Source organism: Paenibacillus sp. FSL K6-2859, from assembly GCF_038008265.1.
GTDB classification, from domain to species: domain Bacteria; phylum Bacillota; class Bacilli; order Paenibacillales; family Paenibacillaceae; genus Paenibacillus_AQ; species Paenibacillus_AQ nitricinens.
Genome location: NZ_JBBOYU010000001.1, coordinates 6,727,288 through 6,742,563 on the forward strand (window position 1 = coordinate 6,727,288; position 15,276 = coordinate 6,742,563).

Sequence of the window (15,276 nt, forward strand, 5' to 3'; positions counted from 1 at the left end):
AACATCTCTTGTCAGTGGGTTTCGCATACTTTTCAGAATTATGGTAGAAAATACTATACATATCTGAAGAAAGGTGGAGCTCTGCCCTATGGACAAGGAAAAAGAAGATATGACTTTAACGGATCGACAGGGTCATCCAATTACAGATAATCAAAATATACGGACGGTAGGCAATCGCGGACCGTCGACGCTCGAAAACTACCACTTTATCGAGAAAATATCTCATTTTGATCGAGAGCGTATTCCGGAACGTGTTGTACATGCTAGGGGTGCAGGAGCCCACGGGTATTTTGAAGCTTACGGAAAAGTAGGCGATGAACCCGTCTCGAAGTATACGCGTGCTAAGCTTTTTCAAGAAGCAGGCAAAAAAACACCTGTATTCGTACGGTTTTCTACGGTAGTTCATGGTGTTTACTCTCCGGAGACCTTTCGGGACCCCCGTGGCTTCGCCACAAAATTCTATACAGAGGATGGCAACTGGGACTTGGTCGGCAACAATCTGAAGATTTTCTTTATCCGTGATCCGCTGAAATTCCCTGACATGGTTCATGCTTTCAAGCCAGATCCCGTGACCAATCTGCAAAACCCGGAACGGATGTTTGATTTCGTATCGAACTCTCCTGAAGCTACTCACATGATTACGTTTTTGTTCTCTCCTTGGGGGATTCCAGCCAACTATCGGCAGATGCAGGGGTCTGGGGTCAACACCTATAAATGGGTGAATGAAAAAGGCGAAGCCGTCTTAATCAAATACCATTGGGAGCCGCTGAAACATGGCATTAAGAATCTCACTCAGCAAGCCGCTGAGGATATCCAAGCCAAAAACGTCAGCCATGCTACGCAGGATTTATATGAGGCTATTGCGCGCAAGGATTATCCTGAATGGGAGCTTTGTGTACAAATCCTGAGTGACGATGAGCATCCAGAGCTCGACTTTGATCCACTCGATCCTACTAAGCTTTGGGATCATGAACGTTTTCCATTTTTACCTGTAGGGAAGATGATTCTGGATCGAAATCCAGATAATTATTTTGCCGAGGTCGAACAGGTCGCTTTCGGGACTGGAGTTCTAGTAGACGGTCTGGATTTCTCGGATGACAAGCTGCTGCAAGGCCGGACGTTCTCCTATTCGGATACTCAGCGGCACCGGGTGGGCGCGAACTACATTCAGTTGCCGATTAATGCTCCAAAGACAAGGGTAGCAACGAATCAGCGGGATGGGCAAATGACTTATCATGTGGATAAGGCACCTGAGCAAAACCCACACGTGAATTACGAACCATCCTCGCTTGGCGGGTTAAAGGAGGCAACCCCTTCTGGCAAAGAACATCAACCGATGTATAATGATCGACTAGTTCGCGACAAAATTAGTCGGGCAAATGACTTCGGGCAAGCTGGAGATACCTATCGCAAGTTCGAGGATTGGGAACAGGATGAATTGATTCATAACCTGGTCGATGCACTGAAAATATGTGCGCCTGTCATTCAGAATAATATGATCGAGCATTTCACAAAGGCCGATCCAGACTATGGCCGTCGAGTGGCTGAAGGTCTTGCTCAAGCCCAAGCCGACCACAAGCATATAGGTACCTCGGATAATCGAGCCGGCGCGGAAATTGCGGAGCAATCCGGTAAACAAACCGATGGCTATTAGATGTTAAAAGAAGGGTTAAGGGACCTGTTATACGGGTTCTTTAACCTTTTTTTGATTTTGGGAGCTTTCGCTTTGCCATATTCACGTAACATATGAACACTATGATTGTTGTGTAGCTAAGATCATAGGAGGAACAAACCGTGCAAAATACAACCATATTAATTACTGGGGGAACCGGATCATGGGGAAGACAACTCGTGAAACGGTTATTGGAAAGTGACCCTAAAGAAATCAGAATATTTTCCCGCAATGAGTCACTTCAAGTAGAACTACAACAGGAATATCATCATAATCCCAAACTAACGTTCATCATCGGTGATATACGTGATAAGCAAGAACTGATGCAGGCTTGCCATCAGGTAGATTATATCTATCATTTAGCGGCCTTGAAGCATGTCCCGATCTGCGAACAACAACCGGACAGTGCGATGAAGACTAACGTACTCGGAACTCAGCATGTGATTCAAGCCGCTATTAAACATGGCGTTAAAAAAGTGATCTACGTCTCCACTGATAAAGCAGCTCATCCATCGAGCACCTATGGAATGACAAAATCACTCGGCGAAAAGTTAATGGTTCATGCCAATCTCAGACAAACCAAAACACAGTTTGTATGTGTGAGAAGTGGCAACGTCCTCGGCTCAACCGGCAGTGTGGTTCCCATTTTCAAACAAAGTATTGCGGATGAGGTAGACATTTCCCTTACAGATGCTAGAATGACTCGCTTTTTCTTAACCATAGATGATGCAATTACCTTACTCCTTAAAGCGACAGAAGAAAGCAGGGGCGGAGAAGTCTTTGTGACCAAGATGCCTGCTTGCAATATTAAGGATCTTGCCCAAGTCTTAATTGATAACTTATCAACTAGCACGATCCAAATCAATGAAACGGGGATTCGCCTAGGAGAAAGCTTAAGCGAGGCCCTAATTTCGGAATTCGAGAGTGCTTCTTCCATTCATCTGGATGATCACTATTATGTGATTCTCCCTCCTTTTCCTATAGAAGGGTTACAAGAAGCTTATGCCTCTTGCCCGCCTGTGGACTTCCAAAGCTATGATTCCAATCATGTGTTGATGAGCCAACCCGCAATAAAAGAAATGCTACAACAAGGTGGGTTCCTATCATGAGGCCCTCGATCGTATTTACAGGCGGAGGCTCCGCAGGACATGTATCTGGTAATCTAGTGTTGATCCCTAAATGTCTTGCAGAGGATTGGGACGTCCATTATATAGGTTCTGAACAAGGGATTGAGCGCAAGCTTTTGTCTGAATACAAGGAGGATGTGACCTACCACCCCATTTCCACAGGAAAATTGAGACGCTACTTCGACTGGAAGAATGTAACTGATGTATTCAAAGTCATGAAGGGCATCTTTCAATCCTACCGGCTCCTACGAGCCATCAAACCAAGTGTAATTTTTTCTAAAGGTGGATTTGTTTCTGTACCGGTCGTGATTGGAGCCAAACTTAACAAAGTGCCCATCATTATTTATGAACCAGACTTAAATCTTGGACTAGCTAATAAAATATCACTTCCGTTTGCCACTCATCTGTGTACAAATTTTCTGGATACTGTAACCAAATCTGCTTCACTCAAGGCCGTTCATGTGGGACCGCTCTTGAAGGAGCAATTCAAATTAGCGGATAAACAACGTGGTTTAGCCTTTTGCGGATTCACCTCTGTTAAGCCTGTTCTTCTTATTATGGGAGGAAGCCAAGGGGCACACAGCATTAACCAAATGGTGAACAATGTACTCGCTGAGTTGATAGATAAATTTCAAGTGGTTCATATTTGCGGGGAGGGAAAGGTTGATTATCACCTCTCTATGTCAGGCTACAAATCGTATGAATTCATTACAAGCTGTGAGCTGCCGCATTTATTAGCTATGGCGGATGTTGTCGTATCGCGTGCAGGCTCAAATTCTATGATGGAGCTTCTTTTTATGCAAAAGCCAATGTTATTAATTCCTCACACGAATGGTGGCAGCCGCTCTGGTCAACTTGCCCAAGCGCAGTATTTTCAACAAACTGGACTCGCTGAAATGTTACTTGAAGAAGAGATGACTAATCAAACCTTTGTTCATTCGATTATGATGCTATACGAGAACCGCTCTACTTACAAAGATAAGATGAAGCCTTATGAGAACGGCAGAGGAGCCTATAAGGTAATGAATTTAATCAAACAAGTAAGCGGCGAGGACTTAACAATGTTCAAGGCAGGTACGGTGTAGATGGGAATGAAGCTAGCGAATTGGTTACTCCTCTGCTTTATCGCTGTCGTCTGTATCTTGGTTTATTTTGGACAAAGGATCCTATAATAAACATCTCTAAATTGTACCGAACAATTTTGGAATGGGTATAATTAAAGCATCAATAATCTTAGGGGGAGTAACTCATGGAGAAACATCCTACGTTAGAAATGTATGACTACAATGTATGGGCTAATCAAACGATCATCCATCGCTTAAAGGAGTTGCCTAAAGACATTTATCATAAGGATATCCAGAGTGGTTTTTCTTCGGTAGCAAAGGTTGTGACGCATATTTATGTCGTGGAGAATATTTGGTTTGACTTGATTTCAGGGCGAACTAGGAATGAAGCTATAGCATCAGCAGCACAACTAGAGCCCTTGTTAGCAATAAAAGATATTGAAGAAATGGATGTCCTCTATCGTGAGCTATCCAGTAAAAATAAAATGGTTCTGAATAGTCACATAGATAAGGACCCCACCGTTGTGTTAGATCATCCAACTATGGGATCGCTTGAGACATCTATTTCCGGAGCTATCTTTCACATCGCGAATCATGGCAGCTATCACCGCGGTAATATCGGGATAATGCTGCGACAAATGGATCATACCTCAGTGCTACAGGATTATGTTGCCTATCTATACAACGAGCCGAAATAATCATAACGCTGCTTCATCTATCGTATTAATTAGCTACAGATTTGAAATATTGATACACCTGATTTAGCTTCTTTTCATGTTTACCTTTCGGGCTCTCCATGTTGCCAAACTCAAAAAACTTCACTTTCTTGATCCCACAATATTGAAACAATGCTTTTCTCATCAGCACTTTATGGGAATTATTTAACCAATATAAAGGATACAGGGTTGGACCCTTCATGCTGGAAATACAAACTACCGACTTCCCTTTCAGCAGCCCTTCAGGTATAAGCCCGCCCTTTTCTCTGTAAGCGAAATTAGAAGCAAACATTTGATCAATATAACCTAGCAGCATGGCCGGAGGCCGCCCCCACCAGATGGGATACACGAATACAATTTTGTCGGCCTGACGAATCTGCTCACGATATTTCTCTAGCTGGGGATCGGTGTGCATGTCTCTTCTCCGTTTATGTTCATTAAAAACCAGCACCGGATCAAATTGCTCTTCATATAGATCAAGTACCTCTATCTTCGAGATCTGTTGATTCTCATTACTTCCTTGGATGACTTTATTGAAAAAAGAATAACTTAAACTTTTATGATTCGGATGTGTATAGATGACTAAGACGTTCATTGCTCCACCTCTTTAATTATCATTTGATAACAAAATCGTATCACAACCTATATTTAGTTGTCAAATGATAATTGTATTATGATAATTATTTTGTTAAAGTTTACACTAAGAGGTGATCGTAATGGACAAAGAAGCGTTTTTCCATAAATTAGTGACCTTTACGACGGCAGTCCATGAAGTAACATTCGACCTAACCAAAGATGTTAGACCGGAAGGTATTACGCCTGTTCAATATAGTATTCTGGAGTATATTGCCGTTAGCCAGCCTGTTACCCTCAGCCAAATCAGCGATTGTAAGAATATCTCTATGCCAAACACAAGCCGTGAACTTAAGAAATTAACGGAAAAGAACCTTTGTGAGAAGTTTGATGTCGCAGAAGATCGGCGTAAGCAATTTATCCGACTGTCTGAAGAGGGACAAGCGATGATGAATAAAGCTTTTGAGCAAATCGGCGAACGTTTTCTGGATCGAATTAAAGATTCTTCTACTGAAGAATTGGAGGAAATCAACCAAGCGCTCGATGTACTTCAGTCCAGGGTGTTCATTAACGGTCAATGAGTGGATAAAAAAGAAAACAGAGCAGCGTATCTCCATGATTGGATAACCGCTGCTCTGTTTCCTGGTTCATGAATGGGCTGATTCATGACTAATTATAGGTTCACCAAAGTCTAACGACTCGGAACCCGTCTCGCCTTCAGCTAAATCGCCGAATCCACTATTTCACCAGTCCACCGATAAAGGACTCGAAATTGTCAGCCAAGCGAGTAATCTTGTATTTGTTATCACGATCTACATGGATAACCTCAGGTTCGCCATCATTTCCAAACTCGCGGTAATCCAGCATGATTACTTCATTCTCCGAAGGACAATCACAAATCACCACACCAACCTCAGGATAACGTCCATTTTCAATCACATTCCGGCTGCCAGAAGCTCCACAGAGCGACTTATTTTTATCTCGTCCAATGCCAAGGATACCTGAAATCGTAATAAATTCTCCTGTTCCCGGAATTGGGTACCGATTGTTATGAGGAATTCCCCCATTATGTAACTTCATCATTTCAACGTAGTATTTTGGCAACTTAAATACCAGCTCTTCTTCCACTGAAGCAATCAATGCATCTGTAGGCGGTTCAGAGATATATTCTTCGAACGCATACTCGCTGTCATCCCAAAAATTGGTGGAGTCGATTGCTACTACAGGCTTATTTGCGGGTTTACTCACAGGCTTTTTGGTAGCTTTCTTAGCCAATTTGCGTTTGATCCAACCCAAAAACTCCAAGGTGTCCTCATCATCAGGCTCTAGCTCGTCTGCAATTGTAAATGCTTTTAAAGCTTCGTCATAGCGCTTCAGATAATAGTAGGAAACTCCGATACGGTAATGCCAGAGCGGATCACCTTCGCCCTCTTCTTCAATGCTCAAATACTGCTCTAAGGCCTCTTCATATTGCCCGAGATTATTAAGTGCTCTGCCCAAATGACTAGTTAGAACATAATCTCTTTCCTCTTCAGGAATTTCCGTTATTGCATCCACGATTTCTTGAAATTCATCCTCTTCATGCCAAGTGTCCAATTTTTCCAATAGCTCATCACTCATCATTAATACCTCCTAGTAACGATCACTCAAAATACCTATTAGAAATTATACCATTTATAGCCTATGCCCAGCCAATAACGCAAGTCCTCCTGCGTATTCATACCCTTGAGGGGGTTATTACATAGGAATAGTATGTCGCAAGAAGATTACAATCATCACAAAAAAAGCGCCGTGTCAGCCACAGTCGCTCTTTGATTACGATTCTTTTCATCATTAGCTACTCAGTCTTTAACAAAAGTTTCAAACTTAGCAACTGACTCGAGCTGGTTGAATACAACACCTCTAATCTTAAATGATCCTCTAATTTCTGAAAGCATAATTTACTATTAAAAAAATAGGCCGCAGAATTGATCTGCGGTCTATTTGTGTAGACAGAGAAAAATTTATTTATAAACATCTTTTAGAGGGAACAAAGATAACTTACCATCCTCCATCCGGTATACTTTATCACAATATTTAAGCATACGTTCATCGTGAGTAACCATAATCGCTGCTTTCTGGCGTGACTTCACCTCTTGCGCGATTAGACTAACTACTTCATGGGCCCGTTTAGTATCCAAACTAGCTGTAGGCTCGTCCGCCAAGATGACATTAGGGTTATTTATTAAAGCGCGAGCGATGGCTGTCCGTTGCTTCTCCCCACCTGATAACTCTTCTGGAAGACTTGTTAGCTTCGCGCCAAGACCCAGCTCTTCGAGCAGCTTAGTGGCCAATTGCTTATCCTCTCTAGTTACTGTGCTCGACATCCTTTTTACTATTAGCAATTGATCCAAAACATTTAAATATGGAACCAAATTTGAAGATTGCATAATAAATCCGATTTCTTGTAGTCTTATATTCGACAGTTCTTTGGCAGTAAGCGTAGAAATAGTATGCCCGTTCAGCTTAACTTCCCCTTCTGAAGCTTCAAGCATGGCTCCAGCGATAGACAAGAACGTACTTTTACCTGAACCCGACGGTCCAACTACAGCCACGAACTCACCCGGCTCGACCGATAGGGTTACATGATCAAGTGCGGCGATACGATTACTTCCTTCAGCATAGTATTTTGTGACATCATTCATTTGTAATCCCTTAGTCATTATTCAACCCTCCCCAATGCCTGTAGCGGATCAATCTTTGTAATCTTTCGAACGGATACCATCGAACTTAACACAGCGATGATTAGTAAGATTAAAGAATAAATTACGACAAGATTCGTTTCCAGCTTGAAAGGCATACCCTTCGGCATAATGGCGGCTGTCCCATAAGTCAGTAAGATTCCAATTACAATACTAGTCAAAGAAATTATAAATACTTGCGATATAATGGCTTTTCCAAGGAATTTGTTACTGGCACCTATAGCTTTCATAATGCCAAACTGGTTGCTCTTCTGCATCGTAATTACATAGAAGAACACTCCAAGCACGAATGCAGAGATCGCCAGCAAAAATGCTAGCATCATTAAAATAGTACCATTCTCTTCCTTGTAACCTGGCATCCCTTGAACAGCTTCTGCCCGGGTAACCGTATCCGTACCTGATAATTTGCTATTCATTACTTCTGGATCGATATCCTTGCCTTGCAGCATAATTGCATTAACCGGACCTGGAATTCCTTTATCTGAACCCGGAGCAGCAAAACTAATCTTCCGCCACTCCTCCATCGGAGTAAATACGGAAGCAACGTGGTTATAGGTCTGATCCTTCACAAACCCGATAATCGTTAATGATTCCGTTGTACCGTCTAACTGAAAAGTATCACCTAGGCTATAACCCTCATCCTTCATGGTCAAGTTCACTAGTACACCAGTAGAATTCTCAGAAGTTAAACTCTCCCCTTCCACGATAGTCGGCTCCAAGAAACTTCCTGGATTAATTCCAATAATCGCGATGTCTACCTTATCCTCATTCTTAGCACCTTGCTCTTTCAGCGCTGTTGCCATTGTACTTCCCATCGGTGCTGCAGCACTAACATTTGGCAATAACTCCACTTCGGTCAATAACTGCTCAGACAGAAGAGACTTGCTCATCGAAGACTGCGACCCTTCTTCAAAAACTACATAATCAGCCTTCATAGTCTTGAGTGTGGATGCAGCTAGTGTAGATAATCCAGTTCCTAAACCTGATAAAATGAATACCAACCAAGCAATTAATACAAAAATAATAGCAATCATTGAAAACTTCATTTTACTATGCATTATTTCCTTCATAGCTAAGAACATTATCTTTTTTCAGCTCCCTTTATATTAATTGACACATGTGTCAAATTAGATGGCACCACCACATCTGTCTCATTTATTAAACAATATAAATGACACATGTGTCAAATTCTCTTCAAAATTAGATCAGCTCTTTGCACCCCCAATCCACATTTGAAATAACACCTTACCCCAATCAGGTGTTGGGATATTCAGCATATTTGGTGTATTAATTAGGTTAAAAAAAACACCAATAAGTACAGGAAGTGGGATATCCTGCCGTAGGCTTTTTTCCTGCTGTGCGCGTGCGAACAAACCAGATAACTGAATTTTAAGAGTCTTATGTGCTTCTTCAATAAATTCAAGATCCCTCGCCGCTGCAGCAGAATTCGCTGTGTTTATTTTACTGGCATCTCCCAGGAGCTGATGGAGCGAAGATTCTTCTACGTAAATGAGAAGTAACTGCTCGAGAGCGTCCATGGGATTTGCCTCGTTAATTGTTAATGCCTTATCTAATACCGCTGCAATTACGCGCTTCATACAAGCGGCAACGATTTCTTCTTTATTAGCATAATATTGATAAATGGTACTTCGGGCACCGGACAGATGCTGCGAGAGCAGTTTGAGATGAAAGCCATCGTAGCCATGATCCAATACTAATTTTTTTGTCATATCAAGCAGCTCGGTTTCAGTAAAAGTTTGTTTTCTACCCATGGTCCATCCCCCTTTTCATTATTACAGTTTAGCATACGCAAAAAGTAATGCGTAGGTCATAATAAAAAGACAGACCGTCCATAAGCAGCACTCTCACCTGCGGACAGTCCTTTCAAAAGTACTTGGATATTCTATTTATCCATATGTTTTACCTTCACGACTGCATCCCGTTTTCAATCCTCTGCATAAACTCTTCAACGGCGCTATAGCCAAGCTGTTTCAGATACCAGTTGTTGGCGGCAGCTTCGATTAGGCCGGCTACGTCACGGCCGGGCTGAAGCTGGATTTCAATATGTGGAATTTGGACACCAAGATAGTCTGTGAACTTCGGCTCCAGCTCGAGCTCATTATTCAAGGAATTCTCTCGCCAAGGAGACAACTCAATGTCGAGTACAATTCGCGTCTCATCCTGAAAAGCTCTACGCCCGTACTGGCGTACAACATTGATCAGACCAATACTGCGCAGCGCTAGGAATTCGCGGGTCGTCTCATTATGTGTGCCGAGAAGCGTTGCCGGTCCCAGCTTCTTCAGCACCACGATATCATCCGCCACAAACCGGTGGCCTCTTCTAATAAGCGTATGCGCGGTTTCGCTTTTTCCAATCCCAGACTTGCCCCGGAGTAGGACACCTATACCAGACACATTTACACATACCCCATGAATGGAAAGCTCTGGCGCCAGCGCCTTCACCAGATAGGTGTCAATCTTTGCGATGATCTCTGTCGTCGTCTCCTGCGTCCGAAGCAACGGGATGCCCTCTTCTTCGCAGAATAGAGTTAAATAAGGAATCTCCTGCTGACCTGTCGTCACAATAAAGCATGGTGGATGATACTTGACGATATTACCAATATGTAACTTGCGCTCTTCAACGCTTAGGGTTAACAGATAATTGATTTCCTTGCAGCCCAATACTTGTACCCGCTTCGTTGGGAAAAAATCAAAGTAACCCACGAACTCCAGACCAGGTCTATGCGCCTTTGAACGAGTGATTTCACGTTCCATGCAGCTAGCACCTGCAAGTACTTCCAGCTTAAACGTCTCTGTAAGGCTTTGAACGGTAGTCGATTTCAAAGTTGTTCCCTCCTGTGGCTGCGTATCTTGAATACGCAATACGGTTAACGGGATATATTCAACGACAAATGGGATGATTCCTGCAACAACGCTACTATAGGCTTGTAATGTCATCATATCTAATACAATTGTTTCTATGAACGTCACACTGCTCCATACTTGGTATGACTTTTTTGGCAAAAAGCCATACTACTTCTCACAGACTATGACCGAAGGAGAATACTCATGAGTGAACACCAATGGCTAATTCCAGCAACCAAGGGATTGGGCTTCAAGTTGGACAAAGGGCAGATCGTCCGGGTAACCGATGTAGAAGGAGAGCAGGTAGCAGATTTTGCTGCTTATAACGCCGTTCGCCCTAATGAACGGATTGACCCCGGTGTAACGATAGATGCTCTAGGCAAGATGAATGTGCTCCCGGGGGACATCCTCTATTCCAACCAATACAGGCCACTGCTTACGATTATTAAGGATACTGTGGGCCGTCATGATTTCATTAACTCTGCCTGTCGTCCCGAGATGTATGAGGTGCTGTATAACAAAAAGGATCACGCCAGCTGTTACAATAACCTGAATGAGGCGCTATCGGAGTTTGGCCTGCCCGCTCCCGATCAGCATTATCCGTTTAATCTTTTTATGAATACTGTCATTGATCCTTCTGGAAAAGTCAGCGTGGAGCGACCGCTTTCTAAAGCCGGGGATTATATGGAGTTGCGGGCTGAGATGGATCTGATCATTGCCATATCAGCTTGTCCCTGCTCCGAAAGTGTCTGCAATGGGTACAAGTGTACACCGATTGCCGTAGAGATTCTTTAGAGTATGTTGCAAAAAGAATAGCGCCCACCAGGCTCGTCTTCTAACCGGCCCACTTCTTGAATAGAATGACTTGTACAAGTTAACATCTCATTCAAGGAGCGATGACCATGAATAGCTTTATCACCTATATAGTACTCGGCATCTCATTATCTGCACCTATTGGTCCCATCAATGCAGCCCAGCTTGACCGGGGAGCGCGGATGGGATTTTTCCAATCCTGGATGATTGGACTGGGGGCTATGTGTGCGGATTTAGTGTATATGCTACTCATTTACTTTGGATTAGCTCACTTTCTGAATACCCCGTTTATGAAAACCTTCCTATGGACATTCGGCAGCTTCGTTCTCCTGTATACCGGAATTGACACTTTGAAAAATATCAATGCCGTGCCTGGATCCGCCTCGCGTGGTGCACAGACCGGCACTAGCGCCTTCCGTTCTGGATTTCTAATGGCACTGATGAACCCACTCAGCATTCTGTTCTGGTTAGGCATTTACGGCTCCATTCTGGCCAAAAGCATAGAAAATCAACATTTCGATCAGGTGCTGTGGAACAGCATGGGTATTTTTGTCGGCATCCTACTCTGGGATGTGGTGATGGCGATGCTGTCTAGCTTCTTTCATCGGTTCACCGGCCCTTCTATGCTCCGGTTCATTTCCCTTGCCGCGGGGATTTGCCTTCTTGGTTTTGGCATCTACTTCGGCTCTCAGGCATTTATACAGTTGTTTGGCTAATAGGTTCAACCAGCAAGAGATTTCCTAGGCCTTCACCTATCTCCCTCCCTTCGCATAGGATGTTTTGAACTTAACGAGGAGGGTGTTTTTGGATGGCCCATTTGAACACAAAGGTCTGGCTGGATGAACATCTGGCTGAGCTGCCGTACTGGCAGCAGGATGCTTTTCGTCAATTTACATCTATGATTGCAGATCCTGAAGGCAAATATCCCTGTATCCCGGGACGGCAGGGGTTTCTATCCAATAATTTACGCTTTGGTTTCGTTGCTGATCCACGAAACGAAGACTCGACTACGGAAGTCGCTTATTTACTTCGCCAATATGGCCAATGCTCGCGGGATACCGGTAAATATGCCTCCCTTGTCCTGTTTTTTGAAACTCCGGCAGATCTGGCAGAAGGCTACTCCATCGAGGAATATGAGAATTTGTTCTGGTCCATTCTGGGCCGCGTCAGTGCGGTGGATACGGTGCCCTGGCCGGATGAAATTTCTACCGATCCCGCACATCCTTCGTGGGAGTTCTGCTATGATGGGCATCCGTATTTTGCGTTCTGCGCAACCCCGGCACATGAGCTGCGAAGAAGCCGCCATACCCCTTATTTTGTGATTGCCTTTCAGCCGCGTTGGGTATTCGAGAATATTAACGATTCTACCGCATTTGGTCGAAATATGAAAAAGCAGATCCGCAAGAAGCTCGCAGACTATGATAGTATACCTGCGCATCCTTCCCTTCAATGGTATGGGCAGGAGAGCAATTTGGAATGGAAGCAATATTTTCTGCGGGATGACGAAAGTGCGCCGTCTAAATGTCCATATACTTATATGAAGAACAAGTTCAAAGCTATAGGAATTAAATTTCACTCTTAAGCGCTTATGAGGTTTGTTCGCGTTTTTTCAAGAGGTGCTCCCTAAACCAGGTAATTAAAGCAACGACACAGATGATCAGAAGGCTGGACCAGAAGCCGGGACGGCCCCCTTTTTCAAAAAGTGTACCTGCCACGGCAGCAATGATCAGCGCCATAGCAACCAAGGATCTAATCCAACCGCCCATCTTTGGTTTCAATAGCTTAAGGAAAGAGGCAAGGATAAATAGCCATGTGTACAAAATAACTAGACCGGCAGCTGTAGTGATATGCTCAAAAATTTGCTTTGGCAGAAACAAGCTCAGTACAATTGTCACGCAAAGGCCCAGCATATTAATACCAAGCGCGTAGAGCGGCATCTTTCTTTTTCCTTTTGTCACCGCCAACCAAGAAGGGGCATCTTTATCCTCGGCCAAGGTCACCAGCATAGTCGAGACCGCATACAATGAAGCCACTAGGATAGAGAACCCGGCCACGATCATTACCCCGTTCAGCACGTATACAAGAATAGGTAGTTCCATCGCTTCAAGAGCAGCAATAATTGAGCTTTGATCAGGTCTCACTTTCTCAGGGCTCACGAATAATAGGGCGAGTCCTATCGACAGTACATACAGCAGGGTCACGCCCAGCAGCATAAACCTGCCTGCTTTCGGAGCTTCTTTTGGGTCGCGTAAGTCCATCGCCATAAAGCCCATAACCTCAATACCCCCAAAAGCATAGAACGCATAAAGTAACCCTTTCCAAGCGCCCATCCACCCTTTGTTCAACCATGCTGCCGAACTGTGAACCGTATCCCAATTCCCCCTCCCTCTCAAAAGGGCAACCACGGCGACCACGATGAACATCAGTACCGCGGCGATTTTGATCATGGCGAATACATTTTCCGCTTTGTTAATCCCCTGGCTACCTAGAATAATTACCAGCAGACCCAGCACGGCATAAATTGCGGTAAAAACCCAAAGCGGCCAACTCGCAAACCATACCCGCGAGAACAGTCCCAAAGCAGTCAAAGTACTGCCAAGTATTAAAATTTCTGAACACCAATAGATCCAGCCCATGCCAAATCCGGCCCAACGTCCAAAAGCCGCCTTAGCATAACTACGGAAAGAACCCTTTTGAGGATCCTGCATAGTCATTTGGGCCAGCGCCTCATAGACGAACAGAGTTGCCACAGCCGCTAACACAAAAATAACCAACACCAATAATCCGCTTTTACGGATAGCGATGCTGGAACCAAGAAAAAATCCCGTGCCAATTGTGCAGCCTACACCAAACAGAGTAAGCTGCCACCAAGGTAGCTTGCCAGTTGGAGTACCCATATGTATATCCCCCCGTCTGGTGTTACTATGCGTTTTCGGGAGCTATTTTATTCTGGTATAGGCTTAGGCAGACAAAAGAAGACCCGACTTCCTGTTCAACAACAAACGAGTCGGGTCTTCTACGGTTAGAATTGGTCAGTGCCTAGTTATTTACGGGCATCTGAGGGGAACCGGCAGCGGGAACATAGGCATCCAGCATCTGCTGTATTACTGAAACCTGAAGCTGCGGAACCTGATAGTAGGCATGTTTGTTCTGATAAAGGAACAACTCATATCCCATTTCAATAAAATTCTGCACCTGTGAAGCCAGCACCCGGCGCAGCGCTGGGTTCGTCACTTCGGGTGAAGACATGGCCAGCAGTGAGGCATGGGATTTGATTAGACCCAGCATATACCCGCTGACGCCCGCATCTTTCACCTCTTCCAGTGATTGGTTAGGCTTCTTCGGCTGGGCCGGTTGGAGGCCGTAAACCGGCTGTGTCATATTCGGGATAAGATAGGTAGCCGTTTCCTGGCTTGGCTTTTGCCCTGTCTTAAAGCATTGGCAGGTCAAGTTGTACTGATCCAGCATGAAATTGTACTGCCGATCCAAAATAGACAAAAGCTCTTGATCCTGTACAAAAGTTCTGAACATCATAAACTGGTCCAGTACATTGATCTGGCAGGACAATACCTCGTGCACATCGAACATTTCATGGGCGCCGTGGTCTAGCTGCTGTCCCCCTATTGTCATGCTTCCTGGCTGTAGTTGCTGCTGCAAAGTGTATTCTCCTTTGTTCTTAGATGAGTACCCTCAATAATATGAAGG

Annotated in this window: 16 protein-coding genes; 8 read left to right on the plus strand and 8 right to left on the minus strand. The window is 44.1% G+C overall.

All coding sequences use genetic code 11. From position 1 onward, the window contains the following. Positions 1-88: 88 nt before the first annotated feature. The 4 genes from MHB64_RS29960 to MHB64_RS29975 all read left to right on the plus strand — a co-directional run bounded on the left by MHB64_RS29960 (position 89) and on the right by MHB64_RS29975 (position 4,561). Positions 89-1,654, plus strand: coding sequence for a catalase (locus MHB64_RS29960; RefSeq protein WP_094868455.1), 1,566 nt, complete (start codon positions 89-91; stop codon positions 1,652-1,654). A gap of 140 nt (positions 1,655-1,794) precedes the next feature. Then, positions 1,795-2,781 carry an SDR family NAD(P)-dependent oxidoreductase gene (locus MHB64_RS29965; protein WP_341135995.1) on the plus strand — a complete coding sequence of 329 codons (987 nt, stop codon included), beginning with the start codon at positions 1,795-1,797 and terminating at the stop codon, positions 2,779-2,781. Then, positions 2,778-3,884, plus strand: coding sequence for an undecaprenyldiphospho-muramoylpentapeptide beta-N-acetylglucosaminyltransferase (locus tag MHB64_RS29970; RefSeq protein WP_341135996.1), 1,107 nt, complete (start codon positions 2,778-2,780; stop codon positions 3,882-3,884). Before MHB64_RS29965 ends, MHB64_RS29970 begins: the two co-directional genes overlap by 4 nt. Positions 3,885-4,048: 164 nt before the next feature. After that, positions 4,049-4,561, plus strand: coding sequence for a DinB family protein (locus tag MHB64_RS29975; RefSeq protein WP_256990333.1), 513 nt, complete (start codon positions 4,049-4,051; stop codon positions 4,559-4,561). A 25-nt stretch (positions 4,562-4,586) separates the two neighbouring features. Here MHB64_RS29975 and MHB64_RS29980 read toward each other — a convergent pair whose 3' ends face one another. Next, entirely contained in the window at positions 4,587-5,174 is a 588-nt protein-coding gene (locus tag MHB64_RS29980; RefSeq protein ID WP_094868458.1) for an NAD(P)H-dependent oxidoreductase, read from the minus strand. Positions 5,175-5,295: 121 nt separating this feature from the next. Between MHB64_RS29980 and MHB64_RS29985 the strand changes: the two genes are divergently transcribed. Next, entirely contained in the window at positions 5,296-5,733 is a 438-nt protein-coding gene (locus MHB64_RS29985) for a MarR family winged helix-turn-helix transcriptional regulator (RefSeq protein WP_094868459.1), read from the plus strand. Between the two features lie 157 nt (positions 5,734-5,890). On the opposite strand, the gene MHB64_RS29990 is transcribed toward MHB64_RS29985, so the two are convergent. The 5 genes from MHB64_RS29990 to hprK form a co-directional block, all read right to left on the minus strand. Next, a complete protein-coding gene (locus tag MHB64_RS29990) occupies positions 5,891-6,772 on the minus strand; it encodes an SMI1/KNR4 family protein (protein WP_341135997.1) in 882 nt (293 codons plus the stop codon). 383 nt (positions 6,773-7,155) lie between these two features. Then, positions 7,156-7,854, minus strand: coding sequence for an ABC transporter ATP-binding protein (locus tag MHB64_RS29995; protein ID WP_094875312.1), 699 nt, complete (start codon positions 7,852-7,854; stop codon positions 7,156-7,158). Continuing rightward, the gene (locus MHB64_RS30000) at positions 7,854-8,975 is read right to left on the minus strand and encodes an ABC transporter permease (RefSeq protein WP_094868462.1); all 1,122 of its coding nucleotides are present in this window, start codon (positions 8,973-8,975) and stop codon (positions 7,854-7,856) included. Before MHB64_RS30000 ends, MHB64_RS29995 begins: the two co-directional genes overlap by 1 nt. Before the next feature lie 123 nt (positions 8,976-9,098). Continuing rightward, positions 9,099-9,665, minus strand: coding sequence for a TetR/AcrR family transcriptional regulator (locus tag MHB64_RS30005; protein ID WP_094868463.1), 567 nt, complete (start codon positions 9,663-9,665; stop codon positions 9,099-9,101). A 154-nt stretch (positions 9,666-9,819) separates the two neighbouring features. Further along, positions 9,820-10,737, minus strand: coding sequence for an HPr(Ser) kinase/phosphatase (hprK, locus tag MHB64_RS30010; RefSeq protein WP_280788086.1), 918 nt, complete (start codon positions 10,735-10,737; stop codon positions 9,820-9,822). Between the two features lie 225 nt (positions 10,738-10,962). Here hprK and MHB64_RS30015 point away from each other — a divergent pair, with 225 nt between their 5' ends. From MHB64_RS30015 to MHB64_RS30025, 3 genes are all read left to right on the plus strand, one after another. Further along, entirely contained in the window at positions 10,963-11,553 is a 591-nt protein-coding gene (locus tag MHB64_RS30015; protein ID WP_094868464.1) for a DUF1989 domain-containing protein, read from the plus strand. A 107-nt stretch (positions 11,554-11,660) separates the two neighbouring features. After that, positions 11,661-12,287 carry a LysE family transporter gene (locus MHB64_RS30020; protein WP_094868465.1) on the plus strand — a complete coding sequence of 209 codons (627 nt, stop codon included), beginning with the start codon at positions 11,661-11,663 and terminating at the stop codon, positions 12,285-12,287. Between the two features lie 92 nt (positions 12,288-12,379). After that, entirely contained in the window at positions 12,380-13,153 is a 774-nt protein-coding gene (locus tag MHB64_RS30025) for a YqcI/YcgG family protein (RefSeq protein ID WP_094868466.1), read from the plus strand. Positions 13,154-13,157: 4 nt separating this feature from the next. Here MHB64_RS30025 and MHB64_RS30030 read toward each other — a convergent pair whose 3' ends face one another. Then, entirely contained in the window at positions 13,158-14,468 is a 1,311-nt protein-coding gene (locus MHB64_RS30030) for an amino acid permease (RefSeq protein WP_341135998.1), read from the minus strand. A 142-nt stretch (positions 14,469-14,610) separates the two neighbouring features. Next, a complete protein-coding gene (locus MHB64_RS30035; protein ID WP_341136138.1) occupies positions 14,611-15,201 on the minus strand; it encodes a spore coat protein in 591 nt (196 codons plus the stop codon). Positions 15,202-15,276 lie beyond the last annotated feature (75 nt).

Coding starts and splice junctions, on each gene's coding strand:
- MHB64_RS29960 (WP_094868455.1), top strand. CDS start 89: ATGGACAAGGAAAAAGAAGATATGACTTTAACGGATCGACAGGGTCAT.
- MHB64_RS29970 (WP_341135996.1), top strand. CDS start 2,778: ATGAGGCCCTCGATCGTATTTACAGGCGGAGGCTCCGCAGGACATGTA.
- MHB64_RS29975 (WP_256990333.1), top strand. CDS start 4,049: ATGGAGAAACATCCTACGTTAGAAATGTATGACTACAATGTATGGGCT.
- MHB64_RS29980 (WP_094868458.1), bottom strand. CDS start 5,174: ATGAACGTCTTAGTCATCTATACACATCCGAATCATAAAAGTTTAAGT.
- MHB64_RS29985 (WP_094868459.1), top strand. CDS start 5,296: ATGGACAAAGAAGCGTTTTTCCATAAATTAGTGACCTTTACGACGGCA.
- MHB64_RS29990 (WP_341135997.1), bottom strand. CDS start 6,772: ATGAGTGATGAGCTATTGGAAAAATTGGACACTTGGCATGAAGAGGAT.
- MHB64_RS29995 (WP_094875312.1), bottom strand. CDS start 7,854: ATGACTAAGGGATTACAAATGAATGATGTCACAAAATACTATGCTGAA.
- MHB64_RS30000 (WP_094868462.1), bottom strand. CDS start 8,975: ATGTTCTTAGCTATGAAGGAAATAATGCATAGTAAAATGAAGTTTTCA.
- MHB64_RS30005 (WP_094868463.1), bottom strand. CDS start 9,665: ATGGGTAGAAAACAAACTTTTACTGAAACCGAGCTGCTTGATATGACA.
- MHB64_RS30015 (WP_094868464.1), top strand. CDS start 10,963: ATGAGTGAACACCAATGGCTAATTCCAGCAACCAAGGGATTGGGCTTC.
- MHB64_RS30020 (WP_094868465.1), top strand. CDS start 11,661: ATGAATAGCTTTATCACCTATATAGTACTCGGCATCTCATTATCTGCA.
- MHB64_RS30025 (WP_094868466.1), top strand. CDS start 12,380: ATGGCCCATTTGAACACAAAGGTCTGGCTGGATGAACATCTGGCTGAG.
- MHB64_RS30030 (WP_341135998.1), bottom strand. CDS start 14,468: ATGGGTACTCCAACTGGCAAGCTACCTTGGTGGCAGCTTACTCTGTTT.
- MHB64_RS30035 (WP_341136138.1), bottom strand. CDS start 15,201: ATGACAATAGGGGGACAGCAGCTAGACCACGGCGCCCATGAAATGTTC.